The 16864-nt window shown below is 46.7% G+C and carries 18 protein-coding genes; 9 read left to right on the top strand and 9 right to left on the bottom strand.

Translation table 11 applies throughout. The features are described from left to right. Nucleotides 1-609: IS110 family transposase (locus ACI4J0_RS04595; RefSeq protein ID WP_439764637.1), on the bottom strand; the 609-nt coding region annotated here is incomplete at its 3' end. 297 nt (nucleotides 610-906) lie between these two features. On the opposite strand from ACI4J0_RS04595, the gene ACI4J0_RS04600 reads away from it, so the two are divergent. Beyond that, nucleotides 907-2475 (top strand): AAA family ATPase, encoded by a 1569-nt coding sequence (locus tag ACI4J0_RS04600; protein WP_439764638.1) that lies wholly within the window; start codon nucleotides 907-909, stop codon nucleotides 2473-2475. Between the two features lie 54 nt (nucleotides 2476-2529). Here the strand turns inward: ACI4J0_RS04600 and ACI4J0_RS04605 are convergent, their stop codons facing one another. After that, complete coding sequence (locus ACI4J0_RS04605) at nucleotides 2530-2781, bottom strand: alpha/beta-type small acid-soluble spore protein (protein ID WP_439764639.1); 252 nt, start codon at nucleotides 2779-2781, stop codon at nucleotides 2530-2532. A gap of 642 nt (nucleotides 2782-3423) precedes the next feature. On the opposite strand from ACI4J0_RS04605, the gene ACI4J0_RS04610 reads away from it, so the two are divergent. Beyond that, nucleotides 3424-4461 (top strand): LacI family DNA-binding transcriptional regulator, encoded by a 1038-nt coding sequence (locus ACI4J0_RS04610; protein ID WP_439764640.1) that lies wholly within the window; start codon nucleotides 3424-3426, stop codon nucleotides 4459-4461. On the opposite strand, the gene ACI4J0_RS04615 is transcribed toward ACI4J0_RS04610, so the two are convergent. After that, nucleotides 4431-5216 (bottom strand): class I SAM-dependent methyltransferase, encoded by a 786-nt coding sequence (locus tag ACI4J0_RS04615; protein WP_439764641.1) that lies wholly within the window; start codon nucleotides 5214-5216, stop codon nucleotides 4431-4433. The two genes, ACI4J0_RS04610 and ACI4J0_RS04615, sit on opposite strands and share 31 nt — an antisense overlap. Before the next feature lie 89 nt (nucleotides 5217-5305). Between ACI4J0_RS04615 and ACI4J0_RS04620 the strand changes: the two genes are divergently transcribed. From ACI4J0_RS04620 to ACI4J0_RS04635, 4 genes are read left to right on the top strand one after another with little or no spacing between them, the layout of a single operon-like run. Beyond that, nucleotides 5306-6328, top strand: a complete 1023-nt coding sequence (locus ACI4J0_RS04620; RefSeq protein WP_439764642.1) for an FAD:protein FMN transferase — start codon at nucleotides 5306-5308, stop codon at nucleotides 6326-6328. Next, on the top strand, nucleotides 6325-6693 hold the full coding sequence (locus ACI4J0_RS04625; RefSeq protein ID WP_439764643.1) for a NusG domain II-containing protein: 369 nt from the start codon (nucleotides 6325-6327) through the stop codon (nucleotides 6691-6693). The genes ACI4J0_RS04620 and ACI4J0_RS04625 overlap by 4 nt, the downstream gene beginning before the upstream one ends. A 5-nt stretch (nucleotides 6694-6698) precedes the next feature. Then, a complete protein-coding gene (locus ACI4J0_RS04630; RefSeq protein ID WP_439764644.1) occupies nucleotides 6699-7190 on the top strand; it encodes a Gx transporter family protein in 492 nt (163 codons plus the stop codon). Between the two features lies 1 nt (nucleotide 7191). Then, nucleotides 7192-7632, top strand: a complete 441-nt coding sequence (locus ACI4J0_RS04635; protein ID WP_439764645.1) for a GNAT family N-acetyltransferase — start codon at nucleotides 7192-7194, stop codon at nucleotides 7630-7632. Nucleotides 7633-7671: 39 nt separating this feature from the next. Here the strand turns inward: ACI4J0_RS04635 and ACI4J0_RS04640 are convergent, their stop codons facing one another. Together ACI4J0_RS04640 and ACI4J0_RS04645 are read right to left on the bottom strand one after the other, a co-directional pair. After that, the gene (locus ACI4J0_RS04640) at nucleotides 7672-8295 is read right to left on the bottom strand and encodes a hypothetical protein (protein ID WP_439764646.1); all 624 of its coding nucleotides are present in this window, start codon (nucleotides 8293-8295) and stop codon (nucleotides 7672-7674) included. Between the two features lie 4 nt (nucleotides 8296-8299). After that, the gene (locus ACI4J0_RS04645) at nucleotides 8300-9271 is read right to left on the bottom strand and encodes a carbohydrate kinase family protein (RefSeq protein WP_439764647.1); all 972 of its coding nucleotides are present in this window, start codon (nucleotides 9269-9271) and stop codon (nucleotides 8300-8302) included. 186 nt (nucleotides 9272-9457) lie between these two features. Here ACI4J0_RS04645 and ACI4J0_RS04650 point away from each other — a divergent pair, with 186 nt between their 5' ends. From ACI4J0_RS04650 to ACI4J0_RS04660, 3 genes are read left to right on the top strand one after another with little or no spacing between them, the layout of a single operon-like run. Beyond that, on the top strand, nucleotides 9458-11002 hold the full coding sequence (locus tag ACI4J0_RS04650; protein ID WP_439764648.1) for a spore germination protein: 1545 nt from the start codon (nucleotides 9458-9460) through the stop codon (nucleotides 11000-11002). Then, on the top strand, nucleotides 10999-12039 hold the full coding sequence (locus ACI4J0_RS04655) for a GerAB/ArcD/ProY family transporter (protein WP_439764649.1): 1041 nt from the start codon (nucleotides 10999-11001) through the stop codon (nucleotides 12037-12039). Before ACI4J0_RS04650 ends, ACI4J0_RS04655 begins: the two co-directional genes overlap by 4 nt. Continuing rightward, entirely contained in the window at nucleotides 12036-13040 is a 1005-nt protein-coding gene (locus ACI4J0_RS04660) for a hypothetical protein (RefSeq protein WP_439764650.1), read from the top strand. Before ACI4J0_RS04655 ends, ACI4J0_RS04660 begins: the two co-directional genes overlap by 4 nt. Before the next feature lie 152 nt (nucleotides 13041-13192). Here ACI4J0_RS04660 and ACI4J0_RS04665 read toward each other — a convergent pair whose 3' ends face one another. From ACI4J0_RS04665 to proB, 4 genes are read right to left on the bottom strand one after another with little or no spacing between them, the layout of a single operon-like run. Beyond that, the gene (locus tag ACI4J0_RS04665) at nucleotides 13193-13975 is read right to left on the bottom strand and encodes an MBL fold metallo-hydrolase (RefSeq protein WP_439764651.1); all 783 of its coding nucleotides are present in this window, start codon (nucleotides 13973-13975) and stop codon (nucleotides 13193-13195) included. Between the two features lie 11 nt (nucleotides 13976-13986). Beyond that, complete coding sequence (locus tag ACI4J0_RS04670) at nucleotides 13987-14793, bottom strand: hypothetical protein (protein WP_439764652.1); 807 nt, start codon at nucleotides 14791-14793, stop codon at nucleotides 13987-13989. A 10-nt stretch (nucleotides 14794-14803) separates the two neighbouring features. Further along, nucleotides 14804-16051: a glutamate-5-semialdehyde dehydrogenase gene (locus ACI4J0_RS04675; protein ID WP_439764653.1), complete on the bottom strand. Its 1248-nt coding sequence runs from the start codon at nucleotides 16049-16051 to the stop codon at nucleotides 14804-14806. A gap of 15 nt (nucleotides 16052-16066) precedes the next feature. Beyond that, a complete protein-coding gene (gene proB, locus ACI4J0_RS04680) occupies nucleotides 16067-16858 on the bottom strand; it encodes a glutamate 5-kinase (RefSeq protein ID WP_439764654.1) in 792 nt (263 codons plus the stop codon). Nucleotides 16859-16864 lie beyond the last annotated feature (6 nt).

Genomic DNA, 16864 nt, shown 5'->3' on the forward strand with positions numbered 1-16864 from the left:
TATGGGGTGCTTACATCGTTTATCTACAAAAGGTGTAACATCAAAGGTCTCACCGGGATGTTCAAGGATCTGCTTGATGATGGAACGTGAGGATTTACCAAACACGTCGGAAAACACATCGTCAAGCTTAAGATTGGAAACGGTAAGACAATTGAGAGCACGATTTTTCATACCGGTGATCTGATACGTCAGTTTCATACGGAATCGCAGAAGGTCACGAAGCTGCCGTATATCAGGCGGTGGGATAAAGCTTGGTTTGATCATATCGCACATGAACAGGTCACAGATCCATTTCGCATCTTTGCGGTCAGTTTTGTTACCTTTCTGCGGTTTAGTGTATTTGGGGTGAGCAAGTGTTACCCAGCAGGTTTTTTCAAGAATGTTGAAAACAGGGATCCAATATTTACCCGATGATTCCATACAGACTTCTGTACAAGAGTATTTAGCAAGCCATTCAGCCAGTTCCTTCAAGCCATTGGAAAATGAAGAAAAGCGAGCCTGCTTGTACTCTGTACGATTGTTGGGATCGGTTGTTCCGATACAGGCATAGATCCAGGTTTTGTGAACATCAAGTCCGCAGCAGTTTTTACGGAAGATTTTAAATGCCATTGACATTCCTCCTGCGAAAAAATTGAGGAAACGGCATTGACTGATCCTCCGGCAAAATCGAGTCGATTTGAAAGAGATAAGTTTACGGGCTACTTGTTTGCGCCAGTTATTGATGCCTTAACGGAGAATCAAACCATATAAACATGCGAGGTTGCCGCTATACAGCCCCGCCACTCACCTCCACGGTTTCTGTAGTTGACCGTTTCCTTCAACTACTATTATATCACATTAAATATCTTAGCGAAAGTACTTTTCATTACCCGATTGGTGCCTTTCGCAGAAAGGCGGATTATAAAGATGGGAATCTATCTTAACCCTGATAATACTCTTTTTTTTAATTCAGTTAATCATTCAAATGTATATGTTGATAAATCAGCTCTCATAGACAAGACAAATGGATGCTTATTCGGAGAATTACGTCACATCTGCATAAGCCGTCCACGACGTTTCGGCAAATCAATGGCGGCAAATATGCTGACTGCATATTACAGCCGAGGCTGTGATTCAAGGAATCTTTTCAGCCAACTAAAAATTTCAAGATTTGACAGCTTTGAAAAACACCTTAACAAATATAACGTCTTCCACTTTGATATAAGAAGCTTTGCTTCAAAATCCGACAATATCAAAATGATGATCGAAATGCTTGAAAAAACGATCAAGCGTGACTTGAAAAGTGATTATTCCGATATGAATTTGCCCGATGATTACAGTGCAGATGAAATGCTGCTTGCAGTGTTCCGCAAATACGGTATTCCATTTGTTTTTATAATCGACGAATGGGACTGCATATTCAGAATATATAAGGACGATACAAAAGGACAGCAGCTGTATCTGAATTATCTTCGTACATTACTGAAAGAACAGCCCTATGTCGCCCTTGATTATGCAACGGGTATTCTTCCCGTTAAGAAATACGGCGAGCATTCCGCTCTCAATATGTATTCGGAATATTCTATGGCTAATCAGGCTATGTTTGCGGAGTACACAGGATTTACCCCCGATGATGTTGCCTATCTTTGCAAAAAATTTGATATGCCCCTTGAAAAAATGGCACAGTGGTACGATGGATACAAAGTGGGCAGCTATGATATTTACAATCCTCAATCTGTTGTAAGAGCAGTAACCAACCGCATATTTGACAGCTACTGGACAAAAACCGAAACCTTTGAAGCCCTGCAAATGTATATCAAAATAGATATGGACGGACTGCGGCAGTCGGTCATCAGAATGATAGCAGGAGAGCATATTTCCGTAAACACGGGCAAATTTCAGAATGATATGGTATCGCTCCATTCCGCCGATGATGTTCTTACGCTTCTTATCCATCTCGGATATCTCACATATGATTTTGATTCCAAAACTGCATGGATACCCAATAAAGAGGTTCAGCAGGAGTTTATCAACTGTATAGAAGACGGCGGTTGGGAAGAGGTCATGAACTCGCTCCGTCAGTCGGACGAACTGCTTTCCGCAACCCTTGCCTGCAACAGTGACAAGGTTGCCGAGATACTTGAAGAAGTACATCGGAAAAACACTTCCATCATTGCTTACAACAATGAAATGTCCCTGTCGGTAACGCTTTCACTTGCCTATTATTCCGCAAGAAACAGCTACGAGATATTCAGAGAGCTTCCAAGCGGAAAAGGCTTTGCCGATCTCACATTCATTCCCCGCAAGGGCGTTGATTCACCTGCAATGGTCATTGAGCTGAAATACAACAAAACCGCTTCAAATGCACTTGAGCAAATAAAGGGAAAGAATTATACCGAAAAGCTGACTGCATTCAGCGGAGAAATACTGCTTGTGGGTATCAGCTACGACGAGAGCAAGGGTCATTCCTGCGTTATCGAGAAGATAGTTAAATGAGAAACAGCCGAGGACAAAAAATCCTCGGCTGTTTGCATATCCGATAAATACGTATCATATCCCGCTCTGCACCAAAAATGTAAGATCCTGTGAATGCCCGATCTTGCGTACATTATTGCGAGTAAAACACCATTGTTGTTCGGGAGTCATCATATTGACCATCATACCGCCTACAGAGCCTGCTTCTCTTGCAGTGATATCGCCGTTGTAACCGTTCTTGAGGTTAACGCCGACCTCGTTGGCTGCTTCCATCTTAAATCTTTCCATAGTTTCTCTGCCCTGGGCAGTGAGCTTATCGCTTTTCATAGTATTATTCTCCTTTTATGATCAGTTTGATTTGAGAAGCGGATTTCGTTTCTCTATTGGGTTTGCAGTAATATTATATTACAGACAGCAGTTTTTATTATCGGAAATGTTTTGCACGTAAGGGAGAAAATGCCCGTAGATATCCTGCATAATACTAACAAATAATCCTGCATTATTGTGCAGAAGTATTACCAGAACTTACAGCTTGAAAAAGAGCAGAATAAATGCTATAATTAAGTTGATCCGAGAGGGAAAAATCCCTTGCGGAAATAAAAAAAGGGAGGCGAGAATGATGTGTGGATTTAATTTCTCCTGCATTATGGAAATTATCAGAAACTGCTTTACAAGCTGCGGCAGATAAGATGAAGCAACCTGAACGAAACGAAAAAACATATCAATGGAGGTAACATTATGTGCAACTTTAATTTCTTCTGCGCAGATATATCCTGCGTCATTGACATTCTCAGAAACTGCTTTACAGGCTGCGGCAGATAAGCTGCGTTTAACATAACAAAATAACAGAACATAGGCTCATCTATGCTCCGTTCCCTGGGAGCGTAGATGAGCGTTTTTTGTGTTGACTTTTTAGTCTGTTGTGTAGTATAATAAATCTGTTGATATGCAGAAAGGAAAGTGACCGTTTTGACAAAAAATGTTAAAATGCAGGATATAGCCGACCGACTCGGGATAAGTGTTGTGGCTGTCTCCAAGGCTCTGGGAGGCAAAAGCGGAGTAAGCGAGGCGCTTCGTGACGAGGTTCGCCGCACCGCCAAGGAGCTTGGCTATTCCTATACAGTAAGACGAAAGCAGCAGGGGAGTCTTACAGGAAATATCTGCGTTCTCGCATCTTCACGCTTTATCGACGAGGACTCCTTTTATCTGAAATATTATAAGCATATCTCCGCCCAGCTTCAAAGCAGAGGACGGTGTGCCTTTTTTCATACCGTAACTCCGGAAAGCGAGGAAAAGCTGATATATCCATCTGCTATGCAGGGAAAAGCTGACGGCGCAATTATCCTCGGACAGCTTTCAAAAAGCTATACCGACCTTATCACTTCGGAAAATATTCCCGTTGTATTCCTTGATTTTTACGACGACCGCAAGGACATAGACTGCATAATCAGCGACAGCTTTTACGCCTCCTACGATATTACAAATTTCCTTATAAATATAGGTCACCGAAAGCTTGCCTTTGTAGGCTCCGTCAAGGCAACAAGCTCTATTCAGGACAGATATCTGGGCTATATCAAATCCCTTATGGAGCATAATATCCACGTAAGCTCAAATTATGTTCTCGAGGACAGAGGCGAGGACGGACTTATGAAGCCCATAGCCCTGCCTGTGGATATGCCTACCGCATTTGTCTGCAACTGTGACGGCACAGCCTATCAGCTTATTGACCAGCTGAAAAAAGAGGGCTATCGTGTTCCTCAGGATATTTCCGTCACAGGCTTTGATAATTCGGTCTACTCGGAAATGTCCGACCCGAAAATAACGACCATTGAGGTAAATACCGAGCAGATGTCCGCTCTTGCAGTGGAGACCATTCTTAAAAAAATCGAAAATCCCGCCTATTCCATCGGACGAATGCCCGTGGGCGGCAGGATAATCTATAAAAATTCCGTAAGAGCCATAAAAACTGAAACGGATCAGATCTTTTCAAACTCAAACAGGCGGTAAATTTTTTTAGTTGCCTTTCCCGCAAGGACAGCATTGAAAAAGGTCCTTTCAAAACCTTGAAGCTGCTCAGTAAGCTTTGGGGGAGTCATAGAATGTTCCGACTTAAAGCGTATTTCCTCTGTTTCAATTTCATCGGGGCTGTCAATGCCGTAAACCTCGGTAACGCCCACATCATTTATGGGATTTTTGTACTTTGTGGCTTTGGCTGCAAAAACGGTGTAAACGTCCGCTAAGATAAACAGCCTGTCATATTTCTGTGAAAGAGCCTCAAAAAGCTCCCGGACCTTTTCCTTTCCGAGATACATAGATATCCCTTCCATAACGACCACTGCTTCCGGGGCGTCGGGAAGAGAGCTTATCCAGCCTGTTTCCGAAGCGTCCGCTCCAAGCATAGTATATTTCTCATTTTCGGAAAAATACTTTTTACGTTCGGCGATCACATCGGGAAAATCAATGTCAAACCATAAATTGGAGCTGTTTCCCGTCCGCAGGATACGGCTGTCAAGACCGCAGCCGATGTGCAGGACGACTGCCTCGGGATATTTGGAAAGAGTCCGCACCGTCCATTCGTCAAACACCGCCGCCCGCATTGACATAAACAGGGCGAGCCATTTTGAGCGAGCCTTTCCTTTAAGCCGGAAGCCCTCCTTTTCCCATATCTCCTCAGCCATTTTGTCGCTGATGATAATGCCCCTGCGGCTTATTTCGGATTTACCGTATAAAGGAATATAAAGCGTTTTGTTGACCCCGTTCATAATGCTGCTCTCCTAAATAAAAAATATCTGCTTTGATTATAGCATATCCGCGGATAAACGTCAATCAGTTTTTAAGTGAGATGATAATTTTGAAAAAAGCAGCCGTAATTTTCGGCATATCCGTTTTTAGCCTGCTCTGCGGCTGCGCAGATCGGGGAGAGCCCTGCGCCAAAAAAGACCTTTTTGCAATGGATACCTATATGACAATGACCGCATACGGTGAAAATGCAGAAGCTGCGCTTGACAAGGCATGCAGTGAAATAACAAGGCTTGAGGGACTTTTTTCCGTTACCGATACAAACAGCGATATCGCCGGGATAAACAGCTCTGACGGACAGCCTGTCGAAATAAGCCGCGATACCGCCGAACTTATCCGCAGTTCGTCAGCGCTTTCCGAAATGACTGACGGAGCAGTTGATATCACCGTTTATCCCCTTGTGCGGGAGTGGGGCTTTACAACGGGAAATTATTCGGTACCGACAGAAAAAAGGATAAATGAGCTTATCGGATTTACAGGTTATTCTAACATTTCAATAAGCGATAATAAGGTCACCGTACCAGCAAATTATCAGCTTGATCTCGGCTCTGTTGCAAAGGGCTATGCGGGCGAAAAGGCGGCGGAAATCCTCAGAAATGAAGGCGTCACCTCTGCCATACTGAGTCTGGGCGGAAATATTCAGACCATAGGCGAAAAGCCCGACGGCACACCATGGCGTGTGGCTGTGACCGACCCGGTTTCCCCCTCGGACACCGTCTGTACCCTTTCCGTTCGGGATAAAGCAGTAGTCACCTCGGGAAATTATCAGCGTTATTTTATCTGCGCAGACGGAAAAAAATACTGTCACATAATAGATCCCGAAACGGGATATCCCGTTGATAACGGACTTGCCTCAGTAACGGTAACAGGCGACAGCGGAACATACTGCGACGGCTTGTCAACGGCTCTTTTTGTAATGGGCGAAGAAAAAGCTGTGAGCTTTTGGAAAGACCATCGGGATTTTGAAATGCTCATAATAACCGAGGACGGCAGGATAATTATGACAGAAAACCTATCCGAAAACATCGGATTTGCGGATAATACTCTCAGTTCCAAAGCGGAAGTGATAAAATGAAAAAAACAAGGATAATTGTAATTATCATCGTCCTGATATTTGCGGCAGCCCTGGCAGGCAGTCTGATGATATGGTGTAAGCCCCGTGGAAATGTGGTGAATATCAGAAGCGGCGGCGAAATGATCTGTTCCATAGACCTTTCCGATGCCGAGGACTGCGAATTTGATGTCAACTATAGCGGCGGCGTGAATACCATTGAAATAAAAGATCATATGATACACGTCAAAGAAGCGGACTGTCCCGACGGAATATGCATAAAAACGGGCTGGATAGGCGGCGAAAAGGGAGCCGCACCCATAGTATGCCTGCCCAACCGCCTTGTTATCGAGCCTGCGGACGATACAGCCGACGGCAGAACGAGGTGAAGGCAATGGATAAAAAACGGATAACACAAATGGGGCTTCTTACCTGTATAGCTCTTATAATATTCGTGGTGGAAATGCAGATACCCCTCCCCGTCCCCGTACCGGGTATGAAGCTGGGACTTGCAAATATCGTGACCGTATACGCGGTTTACCGATACACCCCGAAGGAAACGGCGCTTATCCTCACCGCAAGAATAATTCTCGGCTCCATATTTTCGGGAAATCCCTCAGCACTGATTTTCAGTACCTGCGGCGGGATACTCTGCCTTATGGGAATGATATTTCTGAAACGTTTCATAGACAAAAAGCATATATACCTTAACAGTATCATCGGCGCAGTCCTTCACAATATTGGACAGCTCTCGGCAGCAGCGGCGGTAATGGGAACAATGTCCGTATTTGCCTACCTTCCCGTGCTTACGGTCGCAGGCTGTATCGCAGGGCTTTTTACGGGAATATGCGCTCAGATCGCAGTTAACAGAATAGGAGTGAAGTAAAATGACCATCAGAAAAATTACCATCGAGGACTACGAAAAAATGTATGCTCTCTGGCTTTCCTGCAAGGGAATGGGGCTCAACGATACAGACGATTCCAAGGAGGGCATAAAGCGTTTCCTTGACCGCAATCCCGAGACCTGCTTTGCCGCCTGTGAGAATGACTGTATCATAGGAGTTATCCTTGCAGGAAATGACGGCAGGAGAGGTTTTATATACCACACCGCCGTATCGCCTGATTTTAGGGGCAGGGGAGTAGGCACCGCCCTTGTAAATGCCGCCCTTGAAGCGCTGGGAAGTCTCGGTATAACAAAGACCGCCCTGGTGGTCTTTGACCGCAACGAGTCGGGCAACGCCTTCTGGGAGAAATTGGGCTTTACCGCAAGAAACGACCTTGTTTACCGAAACAAGGCACTTGTGGATATGGTAAGGATAGATACATAACTATCGGCTTCGGCAGTATTTTTCTGCCGAAGCCGATGTTTATATATTCTTATATATCCTGAACTCCGAGCCGTTTAAAAAGCGTTCCGAACCCTGTTCGCAGGGGAGAATGACCAAAAGCTCATTCTTTTTTGCAAAATCTGAAATAAGCCTCAGCCGTTCCTCCTGAATTTCAGCCTGTGAAGCGGATATCCAGGGAAAACCGAAAATTCTTGCTCCCTTTTGAAAGCCGAGGTAGAATGAAACGATATATCGCCAGTTGCCTAAATTTGTAAGCTCTCTGTCCATTATACCGTTTTCCGATAGAAATCTGAATATTTCGTCATCTCCGGGCAAAATAATATCTTTTACCTTTTTATGTGTAAGCTTTTGTATAAGGTCAGGCTCAGTGCCGCATATGTAAAAGCTTTTTCTGCGCAGCATTCTGAGGCTCACATTTTTCCCGTTAAGAAAAAAGTCTCCTTCAGTGTCAGATGCTTTCATACTTTTATTGCAAAGGCAGTTTGAAAGCCCCCAGCCGTTGCCGTTCAAGGGACAGGTAAGTACGTTTACCCCCTCTCTCAGCCCTTTGATCGAAAAATCGCGGCAGAAATTTTTAAGCACCCCGATGTGAGGGTGTCGGCAATGAAAATATGTGTACAAACCGTATACGGTAATATTCATATGTTCAGTTCCTCTCCGGCTTCACCGTCTCCATAAGCTTGATAATATCCTCCTTTGAGGGCATTGCGGGAATAGCCCCCTGCTTGGTGGAACAAAGAGCGCCGCAGGCATTTGCAAACATAGCCATCTCAAGAATATCCTCACTGTCCAGCTCTTCGATAGACTTTTCAAGCTTTAAAAGCTTGTAGAGGAAAGCACCGAAAAAGCTGTCTCCAGAGCCCAGAGTGTCAATTGACTTTACCTTGTAAGCAGGATATCTTTCAATACCCTTTGCCGTAGCAATTATACAGCCCTTTGCCCCCTGGGTGATACATATGATCTTAACGCCTGCACCGAGCAGCTTAGCCACTCCGGGAATAAGAGCGCCGCAGTCGGTGAGCAGCTGTAATTCATTTTCCGATACCTTGATAATGTCCGCATATTGAGCAGCGCTTTTCATCGCCCTGATGCCTGCTTCCTTTGACTCCCACAGAAGGGGTCTCCAGTTTGGATCGTAGGAAATATACTTTCCCTGCATTTTAGCATATTCCACCGCATTTACAGTAGCCGTTCTTGCAGGCTCAGAGGAAAGGGACAGCGACCCGAAATGGAAAATTTTGCATTCGTCAATAAGCTCCCTGTTCACTTCCCCGTACCGCAGATTAAGATCCGCGGCAGTCTGAGGGCTGCGGTAAAAAACGAAATCCCTGTCGCCTTCCTCATCGTTGTGAATAAAAGCAAGGGTGGTGGAATAATTGGGGTCAAGAATAAGTCCCGTTGTATCGACCTTGTTGTCAAACAATACCTTTTTTAGATAAAATCCGAACATATCCCTGCCTATTTTTCCGATAAAGCCCGTACTTGCCCCTAATTTTGAAGCCATACAAACAACATTGGCAGGAGCGCCGCCTGCATTCTGCTTGTAGATCGTCTCTCCGTCAAGCCGGGAGCAGGTAAAATCCACTAAAAGTTCTCCTATAGCAACAATATCAGTCATATTTCTTATCTCCGTTTCAAGTTTATAAAATAATTATACCATTGGATAATGTAAATATATGACGAAAAATAATTGCCGGTGTATAAAATAATTATGAACTCCGAAGCCATTGCATAAATTTAGCAGCAGCGGCAAAAATATTTCTGCATAGAAAAAAAGAATTATGCGGAAAGCAGGCTGTACATTTTGAAAAAGAAGGACACCCGTTATCCCGACGGATATAATTTTGAAAATGTCCCTATAGCAGCGGGTCTTGATGAAAATATCAGGAACATAAAAAATATCCTGGGCAATACAAGCGACCTGCTCATAAGCCCCATAACCATCTGCGGCACAAAAGCGGCAGTTATCTGCTTTGAGGGAATGGTCTCGGGACTTAGCACCGCCCATATGGTAATAAACCCTTTAATGAACATCTCCATTGACAACTGTACCGGCAAAAAGCTTTTCAGCCATATCCGTGACAATATGATACTCTCGGTAGATACAGCCGTTTCCGAGGAATACGGCGATATTATCCGAAGGCTTATGAGCGGTTTTGCGGTAATATTCGTGGACGGTGAAGGAAAAGCCATATGCTGCGGCATACAGGGCTATGACAAAAGGGGAGTTGACGAGCCCTCCTCCGAAGGAAATATCCGAGGCTCCCACGAAGGCTTTGTTGAAACTGTCCGTACGAATATGTCCCTTGTCCGCCGCCGAATGAAAACGCCTCTTCTGCGCTTTGAGCTTTTTCCCGTATCTCCCCGAAGCAATACGGACGTTATCGTCTGCTATATGGCTGACAGAGTGCCTCCCGCCCTTGTAAAGAGCATAAAAAAGAAGCTCAGGGACTTAAAGCTTGAGACAATTCTGGGCAGCGGATATATAGAACCCTTTCTCGACAGCGGCAGACCCTCCGTTTTTTCGGGGCTTACCATAACCGAGCGCCCCGACGTGATGTGCGCCAAGCTCCTTGAGGGACGAGTGGGGGTAATGATAGAAGGCACACCCTTTGCCATAGTCATTCCCGCAATGTTCACCGAGCATTTCCAGACTCTCGATGACTATAACTTCCGCCCCTTCTACGCCGTATTTTTAAGATATATAAGATATATCGCCTTTTTCCTCGCCGTATTCTTCCCGGGAATATACGTGGCAGCAGCACTTTTTCACCCCGAGATGTTCAACAGCCGCCTGCTTTTAAATTTAGCGGCAGCCCAGGAAGCCGCACCCTTGAACCTTATGTGGGAAGCACTCATAACTCTCATATTCTACGAAATAATCAGAGAAGCGGGAGTCCGTCTCCCCCAGAGCGTAGGAGGAGCAGTCTCCATAGTAGGCGGACTTATCATCGGAGACGCCGCAGTGTCCGCAGGAATAATCTCAAACCCCATGCTGCTTGTCTGCGCCATATCCGTGACCGCCTCCTTTGTAATACCGAGCCTTGACCAGCAGGTAACACTTTTTCGTCTCGCGGCAGTAGTCATCGGCGGACTTTCGGGACTGTTCGGCATAGCCCTGCTGTCAGCATTGATGCTTGCAAATATCTGTGCCGCCGAAAATTACGGACTTCCCGTAATGGCACCCATATCGCCCTTTTCACCAAAAGCAATGGGAGACGTGGCAGTGCGCCTCGGTTTCAGACGTCTTGGAAAGCGGGGATTTACTATCGAACAGCTAAACGGCGCAGATATGGAAGCAGCAGCAGAAAACGAGCTTGAAAAAGACGGCGAGGTGACGGATAAATGAAAATAGGCTATATCGGACGAGGACAAACAGCGGTAATGCTCACCCTTTTCGGCGTTATCTTCTGCGTTCTGAACACAACGCTGCCCGATATGGGAACATCTCTTGCGGATATCTCCGTATCGGTCATGATAATGGCGGTAATGCTTATCCCCCTTGCAGTTTTGTCCGCAAAAGGAGAGAAAAGCGTTCCCGAGCTGTGTACAGTGAGACTTGGATCTATCGGACGTGTAATAAATATCCTCTTTTTCATCTATTTCATCACCGCCGCCGCCCATATCCTGAAACGATACAGCGAATTTGTCTCCGAGCGGTATTTTCCCGAAGCAGATCAGGCGGTCTGTATAATAATGCTTGGAGCAGTCTGCGTCTATATCGCCCATACAGGAGTGGAAACGGTCTGCCGAATGAGTACGGTGCTGCTTTTTATGCTCTGCGTGCTTTCGGTAATATTTCTTCTCGGAGCATGGAAGGATATCCTTTCCTTTGATCGTACCGATGTCACCGTCCCGAAGCTGTCCCTTCAAAGAGGTCTCGGCGGATTATTTCCCATAGGAGCCGCAGGCTGTACCTGCCTCTGCGTAATGTGCGGAGGAATGGGAAAACGCACCAGAAGCGGAGCATACGGAGGAATAGCCGCAATGCTCGCCGTTTCCGTGCTGATAACCGCCGCCGTATATATGACCCTGGGCGGCTATATAACAGTGTCCGAATACCCCCTTGCCGACAGCGCGGTATACGCCGCACGAGGAGGAACATTCAGGAATGACGGACTTTTTTTCAGTCTCTGGACGGTAATGTGCGCAGCAGTGATATCACTCCTCTGCGCCTGCGGAGGACATTCGCTTAAACAGGCGGCACCGGCTGTAAAGCTTGAGGGACTTATCAGCGGCACAGCAGCAGTCATATGCGCCCTTTCCGAAATGTATTTCGGTCTCGCATTCTGCCAAATGATATATGAAGCTCCTCTGCCGCCACTTATCCTCACCGCCGCCGTACCGCTGATACTACTGATATTCGGGAAAGGAAAACGCAGATGAAAAAAGCAATATTGTTAGCGGCGGCAATGACCTTAATGCTGCTCCTTGCCGCCTGCACTGCCGTACAGGTAAACGAGAGAATGTTCGTCTCCCTTATGGGCATAGAGGAAGATGACGGACTGTATTATCTCACAATTCAGGCATACAGCAGTACCGATACAAATTCCGAAGCTCCCGTACCCGAGTACCGTGTATATTCGGGAACAGGCAGAAGCTTTTACGAAGCGGCGGATATGATAATGAGGGAAAGCGGCAGGGAACTGTTTTTCGGTCATTGCAGCTGTGTATTTGCGGACGATGATATCATACGCGACAAGGAAAAGCTTAAAATGCTGGCAGGGGAGCGGATATCCCCGGGCTGTCCCGTCATATATTCGGAAGACCCGGGAGCGGAAGCTGACAGAAGGGACGAAAACGATGAGCCTGTAGGCTCGGACGTTATCATATCGGGACTTGGAAGATATGCCGCCGAAGGACTTTACAGCGAGGTCACGCTCCGTGATGTCATATCCGCCGACAGCGCAGGGGGAGTGGTGATAGTCCCTCTCTCCGATAAAAAAATATCAGGCTCTGCGGCGGTAAATACACTGGGCGAAACGGTCCTTCTGGACCTGTCCGAGACCGCCGCACTAAATCTCCTTCGGGGCGAAAAGGGCGTGCGTATGAGCGTTCTCGGAGGAAGCCTCAGCGTGTTCATAAAGGATAAAAGCGTATATTTCAGACAAGGAGATGATACGGGGGAATATAACATATCCATAAAAGCCGAAGGCGTACTTTCGGAAACGGGAACGTCCGAAAGCCTTGAGGAATACAAAAGGGAAGCGGAAAAAATAATCTCCGGTTCTGCGGGCGCCATATGTGAAAAAGCCTTTGAGGACGGCTTTCTTGCGGCAATATTTCCGAGGGAATATTCCCTTTCCGAAGACTGTGAGAATGTGACCTTTTCGGTGGAAACAGATATAACGCTCACCACCGGTAATACCTCACGATCTATATTATAGCACAAATGTACTGATTTGTCAAGTATAAATCGAACAAAAGTTTATTTTTGTACACCTGTACAAATGTGCCTCAAAAAATACAGTACAAATGCACCAAAAAATCGGCTGCTCCCATTTCTTCGGGAACAGCCGATAAAAACATCCGTAAATTGTCAGAACGCCACAAAACCACCGCTTGTTTCCACAGGAGCGCAGGAAAGAATGTAGTCACGGTTTCGCTGATAACCCATTTTAGCGATCTCCGACTCAACCGCGTATTCCGCCGTTTCGGGCGTGTTGTTCTCTCTCGACAGATGACCGAGGATAAACCTCGTAGTGCCGCTGTCTATCAGCTCAGCGCAGAAGCAGCCGCAGTCGGTGTTGGATAAATGCCCCCTGTCCGAGCGTATCCTTGCCTTGAGATAAGCGGGGTATCCGCCGTTTCTGAGCATCACAGGGTCATAGTTTGCCTCGATAAGCACCGCCGAGCAGCCCTTTATGCCGTTTCTTACCTCATCGCTCACAAAGCCCAGGTCTGTGCAAACGGCGCAGCTCACATCATCTTCAAATGTGATACGATATCCGCAGGACTGAACCGTATCGTGTGAAGTTGGAAAGCAGGATATCCTCATTCCGCCTATGTCCGCATGATCCTTTATATCCTCCGCACTCGAGGAAATAAGCCCCATATCGTACAGCACGTCAAGAGTGCCGCTCTGTGAATAAACGGGTATACCGGTTTTCTTACTCAGCACTCTCAGCCCCTTAACGTGGTCATTGTGGTCATGGGTGATAAAGACCGCCTTGACGCAGCCTATATCCAGCCCGTTCAGCGCAAGTGCATTTTTTATCTTTGTGAATGAAGCGCCGCAGTCGATAAGAACGCCCTCGCTGCCCGAGCCGACATATGTACAGTTACCGCTGCTTGATGAAAACAGGGGATATATCCTTGGCATAGAAATTCTCCTTAAAGTCCGCTGTCATGAGCGTTTTCCGCCTGCATTTCCGATTGCTTTATGGCAACGAGAGTGTAGCTTGTGCCCCTCTTCTGAACCACATAATCCACATACTTCTCGGGAGAGGGAGCCTCGTCCGAGGTAAGGGTGAGCCATGCGGGGGTAGGTGAAACATAGCCCACCGTAAGAGTATAGCTTTCACCTATCTTGCTTATGGACTCGATGTAGGGCGAGTATGTGAAAAACTTGGGATTTTCGGGAATACGGTAAGAGCTTATCTCCCCGTCATAGTAGAATGAGATATCCGCCGAAGCGATAGTCATATGGTTTATGGTAAGACCCGAGCCGAAAAGCTTAGCGGCGTGCTGTTCAATGTCCACCTCGGGAACGATGAGATAGTCGAAATCAAGCTCATACTTGCTCTTGTCCTCGTAAAGAATGATATCCCACACCGCCGCCGATATGATAGTTTCATTCTTGAGCTTGGTGGTAGCGTCAAATCCGGGAGGGTCGCAGATAACAACGGGGTAAATGAACTTTGCAAACTCGTTTTTCTGCTCGGTGTTGTCAATGATGTTTCTGACCTTGTCCGAAACAAAGCCCACCGTAGAAATAAGACCTATTGCCGCAAGAATGATGAAAATAAGTCCCACGATAAAGTGAAATGCGCTTTTGTTTCCGGGCTTTGCGGCTTCATTGCTGCTTTCCTCCAGCTCGGACATTTCGCTTATCTCGGAAATGTCCTCGTCGAGAGCGGAGTCAAGCATATCGATGATATCGCCGTTTTTCTTTTCCTCGGAGCGTTTATCTTTCTTCATAGTCCTGTCCTTATCTGATCTGACCGTTTCCGTCGATCAGGTATTTGTTTGATGTTATCTCGTAAAGTCCCATAGGACCTCTTGCGTGGAGCTTCTGAGTGGAAATGCCTATCTCAGCGCCGAAGCCGAACATGCCGCCGTCCGTAAATCTCGTGGAAGCATTTACGTAAACGCAGGCGGAGTCCACCTCTTTCTTGAATTTCTCCGCATTTCCCAGATCGTTTGTAACGATACATTCCGAGTGCCCCGTGGAGTATTTTCCGATATGCTCGATAGCCTCGTCAATGTCATTTACGACCTTTACAGCCATAATATAATCGCCGAACTCGGTAGCATAATCCTCCTCTGTGGCAGGAACAACGCAGTCTCCCAGGATACGGACAGTCTCGGGACAGCCTCTCAGCTCCACATTATGCTCGTCAAGCCTTGCCTTCACAGCAGGCAGAAATTCCTCTGCAATATCCTTGTGAACCAGCAGCGTCTCAAGGGCATTGCACACCGAGGGGCGCTGGGTCTTGCCGTTGTCGGTTATGTTAACGCCCATCTCAATGTCCGCGCTCTTGTCTATGTAAATGTGGCAGTTGCCCGTTCCTGTTTCGATAACGGGAACTGTGGCATTCTGAGTAACAGCCTTTATAAGCCCCGCTCCTCCTCTGGGAATGAGCAGGTCCAGGTATTTGCTGCATTTCATAAGCTCGGTGGTGACTTCTCTCGTAGTGTCGTCAACGAACTGGATTATATCCTTGGGGAAGCCTGCCTCACAAACGGCATCTCGCATAATATTACATATGCATTTGTTGGAGTTGTAAGCCTCCTTGCCGCCTCTCAGAATTACCGCATTGCCTGTTTTAAGGCATAGGGTTGCAGCGTCCGCAGTAACATTGGGACGTGACTCATATATCATTCCGATAACGCCCATAGGAACTCTCACCTTTGTTATCCTCATACCGTTGGGACGGACAGAACCGCTGTCCACCTTTCCGATGGGGTCCTCAAGCTTGATAAGCTCTCCGATTGCCGAAGATATGCCCCTTATCCTGTCCTCGTTGAGCATAAGTCTGTCCTGCATAGAAACGGACATACCGTTTTCGCGGGCAGCCTTCAGGTCAGCAGCATTTGCCTCGATTATCTCGTCGGAATGCTTGATAAGCGCTTCTGCGATCTTTGCAAGAGCAGCATTTTTCTTTTCTGTATCAGCGGAAATAAGCGACTTCTTTGCGGCAGCAGCGTTTGCGCCCAGGGTTTCAATGTAAGTCATTGCAGCAGTCCTCCTTTATTTGTTTGCCAGGAAAACCGTTCCCACGGATTTTCCGTCAAAAAGGTCGTAAAGAATATTGGGGTTCCTTCCGTTTACGATAGCCATATCAAAGCCTGCCTCCATAGCTATCTCGGCAGCGTTTATCTTGGTTATCATGCCGCCGCTGCCCAGACCCGAAACAGCGTCGCCTGCCAGCGCCCTTATCTTGTCGTCGATTTTCTCAACTACGGGAATAAGCTTAGCGTCGGGATTTGAGCGGGGGTCTCCGTCAAAAAATCCGTCAATGTCCGACATAATGACCAGCAGGTCCGCGTTGCAGAACACTCCAACGTGAGCCGCAAGGGAGTCGTTCTCGCCCACCGCAAGCTCCAGCTCGTCAATGGCAACGGTGTCATTCTCGTTTACAACGGGAATGATGTTGTGCTCGATAAGCTTGTAGAAGGTGTTCTCAACGTTGTTTTTGCGGGGAGTTTCGAGAATGTATCTCGTAAGAAGTATCTGAGCCACATTCAGATTATATTCTCCGAAAAGCTTGTCGTACATATACATAAGCTCGCACTGTCCCACAGCAGCGCATGCCTGCTTCATCGGCGTGTCGGTGGGACGTTCCCTGAGACCCATTTTTGACATTCCCAGACCGATAGCTCCCGAGGACACCAGGATTATCTCACGTCCGCTGTTCTGAATGTCCGCAAGAGTCTTGACAAGTCTTTCCATTCTGCGGATATTGAGCCTGCCTGTTTTGTGGGTAAGGGTGGAGGTGCCCACCTTGATTACAATTCTCTTTTTTGTGCTGATATCAAACATATAAAT

The organism is Huintestinicola sp. (assembly GCF_051882455.1).
GTDB lineage: Bacteria > Bacillota > Clostridia > Oscillospirales > Ruminococcaceae > Huintestinicola.

Excerpts from the sequence above, each read along its gene's own strand:
- proB (WP_439764654.1), bottom strand. The coding sequence starts at position 16,858 with ATGTTTGATATCAGCACAAAAAAGAGAATTGTAATCAAGGTGGGCACC.
- ACI4J0_RS04675 (WP_439764653.1), bottom strand. The coding sequence starts at position 16,051 with ATGACTTACATTGAAACCCTGGGCGCAAACGCTGCTGCCGCAAAGAAG.
- ACI4J0_RS04600 (WP_439764638.1), top strand. The coding sequence starts at position 907 with ATGGGAATCTATCTTAACCCTGATAATACTCTTTTTTTTAATTCAGTT.
- ACI4J0_RS04670 (WP_439764652.1), bottom strand. The coding sequence starts at position 14,793 with ATGAAGAAAGATAAACGCTCCGAGGAAAAGAAAAACGGCGATATCATC.
- ACI4J0_RS04660 (WP_439764650.1), top strand. The coding sequence starts at position 12,036 with ATGAAAAAAGCAATATTGTTAGCGGCGGCAATGACCTTAATGCTGCTC.
- ACI4J0_RS04635 (WP_439764645.1), top strand. The coding sequence starts at position 7,192 with ATGACCATCAGAAAAATTACCATCGAGGACTACGAAAAAATGTATGCT.
- ACI4J0_RS04640 (WP_439764646.1), bottom strand. The coding sequence starts at position 8,295 with ATGAATATTACCGTATACGGTTTGTACACATATTTTCATTGCCGACAC.
- ACI4J0_RS04665 (WP_439764651.1), bottom strand. The coding sequence starts at position 13,975 with ATGCCAAGGATATATCCCCTGTTTTCATCAAGCAGCGGTAACTGTACA.
- ACI4J0_RS04615 (WP_439764641.1), bottom strand. The coding sequence starts at position 5,216 with ATGAACGGGGTCAACAAAACGCTTTATATTCCTTTATACGGTAAATCC.
- ACI4J0_RS04630 (WP_439764644.1), top strand. The coding sequence starts at position 6,699 with ATGGATAAAAAACGGATAACACAAATGGGGCTTCTTACCTGTATAGCT.
- ACI4J0_RS04605 (WP_439764639.1), bottom strand. The coding sequence starts at position 2,781 with ATGAAAAGCGATAAGCTCACTGCCCAGGGCAGAGAAACTATGGAAAGA.
- ACI4J0_RS04645 (WP_439764647.1), bottom strand. The coding sequence starts at position 9,271 with ATGACTGATATTGTTGCTATAGGAGAACTTTTAGTGGATTTTACCTGC.
- ACI4J0_RS04655 (WP_439764649.1), top strand. The coding sequence starts at position 10,999 with ATGAAAATAGGCTATATCGGACGAGGACAAACAGCGGTAATGCTCACC.
- ACI4J0_RS04625 (WP_439764643.1), top strand. The coding sequence starts at position 6,325 with ATGAAAAAAACAAGGATAATTGTAATTATCATCGTCCTGATATTTGCG.